A 7,920-nucleotide genomic window follows, 5' to 3' on the forward strand; every position below is an offset into this window, starting at 1 on the left:
GCCGTTGCAGCGCCTGCGCGAGGCGCTGCGGCTCGACCGGTTTCAGCAGGTAGTCGACCGCGGCGGCGTCGAAGGCCTGCACCGCGTAGCGGTCGTGCGCGGTGACGAAGACGATGGCGGGGGCCGGCTCGGGCAACGATGCGGCGACGTCGAGGCCGCTCGGGCCCGGCATCTGCACGTCGAGGAACAATGCATCGGGCGCCTGCGCGGCGATCGCCGCCAGCGCTTCCTCGCCGTCGCGCGCCTGGCCGGTCACCTCGACATCGGCGAACGCGAGCAGCAGGCGGCGCAGGCGCTCGCGCGCCGGAGTCTCGTCGTCGACGATCAGCACCCGCATGGCAGCTCGACGCGGGCCAGCACGCCGCCGCCGTCGCGCGCCTGCAGCGTCAGCGAGGCGCTGTCGCCATGGCGTGTCAGCAGGCGCTGCCGCAGGTTGCCGAGGCCCACGCCCCAGGGCACATCGGGCCCCGGGGGCAGCTCGCCGGCGTCGTCCTGCACCTCCAGGCACAGGCGCGCACCGGCGCGGCGCGCGCGCACGACGATGCGGGTGGGGGCCAGGCGGCGCTCGACGCCGTGGCGGAAGGCGTTCTCGAGCAGGGGTTGCAGCAGCAGCGACGGGACCTTGCACGGACGGGTGGCGGGGTCGATGTCGAAGACGATGTCGACGCGTTCGGCGAAGCGCTCGCGCATGATGGACGCGTAGGCTTCGAGCAGCGTGAGCTCGTCGGCCAGCGTGGTCTCGGGGTGGCGCGCCAGGTCGGTGGCGGCGCGCAGCAGCGCAGCCAGGCGCATCAGCAGCGTGTCGGCCAGCGCCGGGTCGGTGTGGATCGTCGAGGCGATCGTGTTGAGCGCGTTGAACAGGAAATGCGGCTCGATCTGCTGGGCCAGCTGCAGCAGCTGCGCGCTTTGCGCCAAGCGCCGCTCGCGTTCGAGCCGCAGCCGCGCCGAGGCCAGCGCCGCATGCGAGCGCAGCCCGAAGACGATCGCGACGAACAGCAGGTAGAACATCGAGAACTTCAGCGCCTCGTAGCGGAACACCACCGGCCACGGGTCGTGCGTGTAGGTCTCGCCGGCGAGTGCGTGGACCGCGTGGCGCAGCCCGAACACCGCGGCGATGAAGCAGGGCGCGGCCAGCGGCAGCCAGGCGAGGCTCGCGGCGAACCAGCGCCACGGGCGGTTCAGCAGCTCATCGAGACGCCCGGCTCGCCGCCATTGCAGCCAGACGATCAGGCTGGACACGAGCATCGAGCTGCCTTCCCACAGCAGTGGTTTCCAGACGGCGGTGCCGCCCTGGCGCAGGTGATCCTGCACGCCGATGGTCATCATCAGCACCCAGAACAACGCCCAGGCGATGCCGAAGGCGAGACGCGGCATCGCTGCCGCGTCGTCGTGATCTCTGTCGGTAGAGAGAGAGGAGAGGGCCGTCATGCTCCCGCATTGTTGCCCCGGGGTCCGCCGGGCGCCATGGTTCGAGGGTGAACCGGGCCCGGGCGGGGGTGAGACGGATCAGGCTTCGGCCTTGGTCTTCGCGGTCTTCTTGGGAGCGGCACCGGCGCGGGGGCCGTTGGCAAACAGGGCCTCGATCTTGGCGTCGTGCTCCATCAGGTCGGCGGCGACGCCGCGCAGCTTGTCGGCACGCGCGAACACGCGGCGTTGCAGCTGGGCGATGCCAGCCGACTGTTCAACGCGTTGCAGGACGGTACCGGGGTCAATGGTCGATTCGAAGGGGTTGTTGACGTAGGTCGTGTCGTACATCGGGGTCTTCTCTTGTTTGTTGGCTCTGTCAACGCCGACCGCTGTTTGCCACCAGACAGCCGCGCGCGCCTCCCAACGGGGGCAGGGCGCGGATTCTCGCCGATGGCTCGCCGCCTGCGAAGCCCCGGCGGCGTATTGAAGGGACTCTCGGTGTGTCGCGGCATTTCAGAGAATCCCGACAAAACTCGAGGGTCTATGGTGTTGACGATTCAAAGTGGTCTGTGCATAATCGTGGKCTTCGCTGATGACWAATCAACGAAGCGACCCAACAACWGATTGGTTTCGGCRGGCGGCGAAAGCGGCGGCAGAAAAAAATCAAAACAAGTTGTTGAAGTCGAGCAAAAAGGTGCTACAGTCTAAGGCTGCGCTGAACGAGACAGATCGAACAGCAAAGCAAGACGGTTTRACCGGATTGCAGCTCTTTAAAAACATACAGCCGATAAGTGTGGGCGTTGGAAGGCGAGTRCCGAAGAGTCGAAAGACTCGAGGTCTCATGGACCTTAAACGCTCATGAAGTGAAGTTCACTTCAATTCATTGAGTAAATTATCAAGATCGAACTGAAGAGTTTGATCCTGGCTCAGATTGAACGCTGGCGGCATGCCTTACACATGCAAGTCGAACGGCAGCACGGGAGCAATCCTGGTGGCGAGTGGCGAACGGGTGAGTAATATATCGGAACGTGCCCAGTTGTGGGGGATAGCCCGGCGAAAGCCGGATTAATACCGCATACGACCTGAGGGTGAAAGCGGGGGATCGCAAGACCTCGCGCAATTGGAGCGGCCGATATCAGATTAGCTAGTTGGTGGGGTAAAGGCCTACCAAGGCGACGATCTGTAGCTGGTCTGAGAGGACGACCAGCCACACTGGGACTGAGACACGGCCCAGACTCCTACGGGAGGCAGCAGTGGGGAATTTTGGACAATGGGCGCAAGCCTGATCCAGCCATGCCGCGTGCGGGAAGAAGGCCTTCGGGTTGTAAACCGCTTTTGTCAGGGAAGAAACGGTCTGATCTAATAAATTGGACTAATGACGGTACCTGAAGAATAAGCACCGGCTAACTACGTGCCAGCAGCCGCGGTAATACGTAGGGTGCAAGCGTTAATCGGAATTACTGGGCGTAAAGCGTGCGCAGGCGGCTATGCAAGACAGATGTGAAATCCCCGGGCTCAACCTGGGAACTGCATTTGTGACTGCATGGCTAGAGTACGGTAGAGGGGGATGGAATTCCGCGTGTAGCAGTGAAATGCGTAGATATGCGGAGGAACACCGATGGCGAAGGCAATCCCCTGGACCTGTACTGACGCTCATGCACGAAAGCGTGGGGAGCAAACAGGATTAGATACCCTGGTAGTCCACGCCCTAAACGATGTCAACTGGTTGTTGGACGGCTTGCTGTTCAGTAACGAAGCTAACGCGTGAAGTTGACCGCCTGGGGAGTACGGCCGCAAGGTTGAAACTCAAAGGAATTGACGGGGACCCGCACAAGCGGTGGATGATGTGGTTTAATTCGATGCAACGCGAAAAACCTTACCTACCCTTGACATGTCTAGAAGTTACCAGAGATGGTTTCGTGCTCGAAAGAGAGCTAGAACACAGGTGCTGCATGGCCGTCGTCAGCTCGTGTCGTGAGATGTTGGGTTAAGTCCCGCAACGAGCGCAACCCTTATCATTAGTTGCTACGCAAGGGCACTCTAATGAGACTGCCGGTGACAAACCGGAGGAAGGTGGGGATGACGTCAGGTCATCATGGCCCTTATGGGTAGGGCTACACACGTCATACAATGGCCGGTACAGAGGGYTGCCAACCCGCGAGGKGGAGCTAATCYCAGAAAACCGGTCGTAGTCCGGATCGCAGTCTGCAACTCGACTGCGTGAAGTCGGAATCGCTAGTAATCGCGGATCAGCTTGCCGCGGTGAATACGTTCCCGGGTCTTGTACACACCGCCCGTCACACCATGGGAGCGGGTTCTGCCAGAAGTAGTTAGCCTAACCGCAAGGGGGGCGATTACCACGGCAGGGTTCGTGACTGGGGTGAAGTCGTAACAAGGTAGCCGTATCGGAAGGTGCGGCTGGATCACCTCCTTTCTGGAAAAATGGTGCTCAATTTTTAGCGCCCACGCTTATCGGCTGTTGTGACAACAGTTCAAGAGAACGGTTCAATCCGGAACAAGGGTCTGTAGCTCAGCTGGTTAGAGCACCGTCTTGATAAGGCGGGGGTCGTTGGTTCGAGCCCAACTAGACCCACCAACTTCCATCGGGGGATTAGCTCAGCTGGGAGAGCACCTGCTTTGCAAGCAGGGGGTCGTCGGTTCGATCCCGTCATCCTCCACCACTTCTTGTTGAGGTGGTTTCCGCGTTCTCTTGACCAGAAGAAATCGACGCTGACGCAAGCAGCTTGGTGAGTTTTTCACCAGGCTGTTGCCGTCAGCGGTTCGAAAGAATCGGCTGTTGCTCTTTAACAATTTGTAGAGTCGAAAATCAGCGTTGTCGGCGGAAAGCAGACCGAAAGGGATGCACCGTGCCGTCGATGACGAACTTGATTGCGTCAACAGATATTCAACTTGAGTTGATCGAGAAATCGATTGAAGCGAGATTTGAAGAACGGCATAACGCGAAATACTCAAACAGTCATTGACCGATGCTCACCGAGGTGGGCGTCAAAGTTATAGGGTCAAGTGACTAAGTGCATGTGGTGGATGCCTTGGCGATTACAGGCGACGAAGGACGTGATAGCCTGCGATAAGCTTCGGGGAGCTGGCAAATTAGCTTTGATCCGGAGATTTCCGAATGGGGAAACCCGACCGTAAGGTCATCGCATACTGAATACATAGGTATGCGAGGCGAACCGGGTGAACTGAAACATCTCAGTAGCTCGAGGAAAAGACATCAACCGAGATTCCGAAAGTAGTGGCGAGCGAAATCGGAAGAGCCTGCACGTTTTAGCATCTTGCATATCAGAACGGAATGGAAAGTCCGGCCATAGCGGGTGATAGCCCCGTATGAAAAATGTAGGGTGTGGAACTAGGCGTGCGACAAGTAGGGCGGGACACGTGTAATCCTGTCTGAATATGGGGGGACCATCCTCCAAGGCTAAATACTCGTAATCGACCGATAGTGAACTAGTACCGTGAGGGAAAGGCGAAAAGAACCCCGGGAGGGGAGTGAAATAGATCCTGAAACCGCATGCATACAAACAGTCGGAGCCCGCAAGGGTGACGGCGTACCTTTTGTATAATGGGTCAGCGACTTACATTCAGTGGCAAGGTTAACCGAATAGGGAAGCCGTAGAGAAATCGAGTCCGAATAGGGCGTTCAGTCGCTGGGTGTAGACCCGAAACCAAGTGATCTATCCATGGCCAGGATGAAGGTAGGGTAACACCTGCTGGAGGTCCGAACCGACTAGTGTTGCAAAACTAGCGGATGAGCTGTGGATAGGGGTGAAAGGCTAAACAAACTTGGAAATAGCTGGTTCTCTCCGAAAACTATTTAGGTAGTGCCTCAAGTATTACCGTCGGGGGTAGAGCACTGTTATGGCTAGGGGGTCATGGCGACTTACCAAACCATTGCAAACTCCGAATACCGATGAGTACAGCTTGGGAGACAGTGCACCGGGTGCTAACGTCCGGACACAAGAGGGAAACAACCCAGACCGCCAGCTAAGGTCCCCAAAATTGGCTAAGTGGGAAACGAAGTGGGAAGGCTAAAACAGTCAGGATGTTGGCTTAGAAGCAGCCATCATTTAAAGAAAGCGTAATAGCTCACTGATCGAGTCGTCCTGCGCGGAAGATGTAACGGGGCTAAGCCAGTTACCGAAGCTGCGGATGTGCGCGCAAGCGTACGTGGTAGGAGAGCGTTCTGTAAGCCTGTGAAGGTGGCTTGTGAAGGCTGCTGGAGGTATCAGAAGTGCGAATGCTGACATGAGTAGCGTTAAAGGGGGTGAAAAGCCCCCTCGCCGAAAGCGCAAGGTTTCCTACGCAACGTTCATCGGCGTAGGGTGAGTCGGCCCCTAAGGCGAGGCAGAGATGCGTAGCTGATGGGAAACAGGTCAATATTCCTGTACCGATATGCAGTGCGATGTGGGGACGGAGAAGGTTAGCTCAGCCGGGTGTTGGATGTCCCGGTTCAAGCGTGTAGTCATACCCTTTAGGCAAATCCGGAGGGTTTAGATGAGGCGTGATAACGAGGAGGCTTGCCTCCGAAGTGAGTGATACCCTGCTTCCAGGAAAAGCCACTAAGCTTCAGCTGCATACGACCGTACCGCAAACCGACACTGGTGCGCGAGATGAGTATTCTAAGGCGCTTGAGAGAACTCTGGAGAAGGAACTCGGCAAATTGACACCGTAACTTCGGAAGAAGGTGTGCCTTTAGTAGGTGAACCATTTACTTGGGGAGCCCAATGAGGCCGCAGAGAATCGGTGGCTGCGACTGTTTATTAAAAACACAGCACTCTGCAAAGACGAAAGTCGACGTATAGGGTGTGACGCCTGCCCGGTGCTGGAAGATTAAATGATGGGGTGCAAGCTCTTGACTGAAGTCCCAGTAAACGGCGGCSGTAACTATAACSGTCCTAAGGTAGCGAAATTCCTTGTCGGGTAAGTTCCGACCTGCACGAATGGCGTAACGATGGCCACACTGTCTCCTCCAGAGACTCAGCGAAGTTGAAATGTTTGTGATGATGCAATCTCCCCGCGGAAAGACGGAAAGACCCCATGAACCTTTACTGTAGCTTTACATTGGACTTTGAACAGATCTGTGTAGGATAGGTGGGAGGCTTTGAAGCGGTGCCGCTAGGTGTCGTGGAGCCAACGTTGAAATACCACCCTGGTGTGTTTGAGGTTCTAACCTTGGCCCGTTATCCGGGTTGGGGACAGTGTATGGTGGGCAGTTTGACTGGGGCGGTCTCCTCCCAAAGCGTAACGGAGGAGTTCGAAGGTACGCTAGCCACGGTCGGAAATCGTGGTGATAGTGCATTGGCATAAGCGTGCTTGACTGCGAGACTGACAAGTCGAGCAGGTACGAAAGTAGGACAAAGTGATCCGGTGGTTCTGTATGGAAGGGCCATCGCTCAACGGATAAAAGGTACTCTGGGGATAACAGGCTGATACCGCCCAAGAGTTCATATCGACGGCGGTGTTTGGCACCTCGATGTCGGCTCATCTCATCCTGGGGCTGTAGCCGGTCCCAAGGGTATGGCTGTTCGCCATTTAAAGAGGTACGTGAGCTGGGTTTAAAACGTCGTGAGACAGTTTGGTCCCTATCTTCCGTGGGCGCTGCAAGATTGAGAGAGCCTGCTCCTAGTACGAGAGGACCGGAGTGGACGCACCTCTGGTGTATCGGTTGTCACGCCAGTGGCATCGCCGAGTAGCTATGTGCGGAAGAGATAACCGCTGAAAGCATCTAAGCGGGAAACTCGTCTCAAGATGAGTCTTGCCGGGGCCTTGAGCCCCCTGAAGAGTCGTTCGAGACCAGGACGTTGATAGGCTGGGTGTGGAAGCGCAGTAATGCGTTAAGCTAACCAGTACTAATTGCTCGTGAGGCTTGACCCTATAACTTTGATCACACGATCAAAGCTGTCTGAGGACAAGCGTTGTGCAGTTCTTCCAACGAATATCCTTGAACGCAATCAAGTTCTGATCAAATCAAATGCTGATATCGCTTGTGTGGCATGGCCACCAGGCGTCGACTCTACGAATTGGCTGCAAAGCACTTCCCCCAAGGAATGCTCGGCAGCAACAAGTTAAGCCTGATGACCATAGCGAGGTGGTCCCACTCCTTCCCATCCCGAACAGGACAGTGAAACGCCTCAGCGCCGATGATAGTGCGGGTTCCCGTGTGAAAGTAGGACATCGTCAGGCTATTAATAGCCAACCCCCGTTACCTCCCAAGGTGACGGGGGTTTTGCTTTTGCAGCAAGCGATTCCTGCTAAACGGATCAAATAGCTCAAACGGTCCATCACGCCAAACGAGCCATCACACCGTCCGCAATTCACGCCGCAATATCTTCCCGACATTCGATTTGGGAAGGTCATCGCGAAACTCGATGTGCCTCGGCCGCTTGTAGGCCGTGAAGTTCTCCCGGCAATACGCTGCCAGATCGTCTTCGGTCAGCGTCGAATCCCGTCTGACCACGAACAGCTTCACCGCTTCACCGGACTTCGCATCCG

The 7,920-nt window shown here is 57.1% G+C and carries 4 protein-coding genes, 2 tRNA genes and 3 rRNA genes; 5 read left to right on the plus strand and 4 right to left on the minus strand.

What is annotated here, in order from left to right; all coding sequences use genetic code 11:
• The 3 genes from AC1D1T_RS27755 to AC1D1T_RS27765 form a co-directional block, all read right to left on the minus strand.
• Positions 1-337: LytR/AlgR family response regulator transcription factor (locus AC1D1T_RS27755; RefSeq protein WP_477992888.1), on the minus strand; the 337-nt coding region annotated here is incomplete at its 3' end.
• Entirely contained in the window at positions 325-1,374 is a 1,050-nt protein-coding gene (locus tag AC1D1T_RS27760) for a sensor histidine kinase (RefSeq protein WP_477828239.1), read from the minus strand. The genes AC1D1T_RS27755 and AC1D1T_RS27760, both read right to left, overlap by 13 nt.
• 132 nt (positions 1,375-1,506) lie before the next feature.
• Positions 1,507-1,755, minus strand: a complete 249-nt coding sequence (locus AC1D1T_RS27765) for a hypothetical protein (RefSeq protein ID WP_047509254.1) — start codon at positions 1,753-1,755, stop codon at positions 1,507-1,509.
• Between the two features lie 555 nt (positions 1,756-2,310).
• On the opposite strand from AC1D1T_RS27765, the gene AC1D1T_RS27770 reads away from it, so the two are divergent.
• The 5 genes from AC1D1T_RS27770 (at position 2,311) to rrf (ending at position 7,611) form a co-directional block, all read left to right on the plus strand.
• Positions 2,311-3,841, plus strand: a 16S ribosomal RNA gene (locus AC1D1T_RS27770).
• An 85-nt stretch (positions 3,842-3,926) separates the two neighbouring features.
• Positions 3,927-4,003, plus strand: a tRNA-Ile gene (locus AC1D1T_RS27775).
• A gap of 9 nt (positions 4,004-4,012) precedes the next feature.
• Positions 4,013-4,088, plus strand: a tRNA-Ala gene (locus tag AC1D1T_RS27780).
• 337 nt (positions 4,089-4,425) lie between these two features.
• A 23S ribosomal RNA gene (locus AC1D1T_RS27785) occupies positions 4,426-7,302 on the plus strand.
• Between the two features lie 196 nt (positions 7,303-7,498).
• A 5S ribosomal RNA gene (gene rrf / locus AC1D1T_RS27790) occupies positions 7,499-7,611 on the plus strand.
• The 16S, 23S and 5S rRNA genes sit together here with 2 tRNA genes alongside, the layout of an rRNA operon.
• 115 nt (positions 7,612-7,726) lie before the next feature.
• Here the strand turns inward: rrf and AC1D1T_RS27795 are convergent.
• Positions 7,727-7,920 (minus strand): AMP-binding enzyme (locus AC1D1T_RS27795; protein ID WP_477992889.1); only part of this gene is annotated, 194 nt, incomplete at its 5' end.

Source organism: Rhizobacter sp. P2_H3 (genome assembly GCF_056403355.1).

Bases quoted from the DNA above. Each gene is read 5' to 3' on its own strand.
- AC1D1T_RS27760 (WP_477828239.1), bottom strand. From the start codon at position 1,374: ATGCCGCGTCTCGCCTTCGGCATCGCCTGGGCGTTGTTCTGGGTGCTG.
- AC1D1T_RS27765 (WP_047509254.1), bottom strand. From the start codon at position 1,755: ATGTACGACACGACCTACGTCAACAACCCCTTCGAATCGACCATTGAC.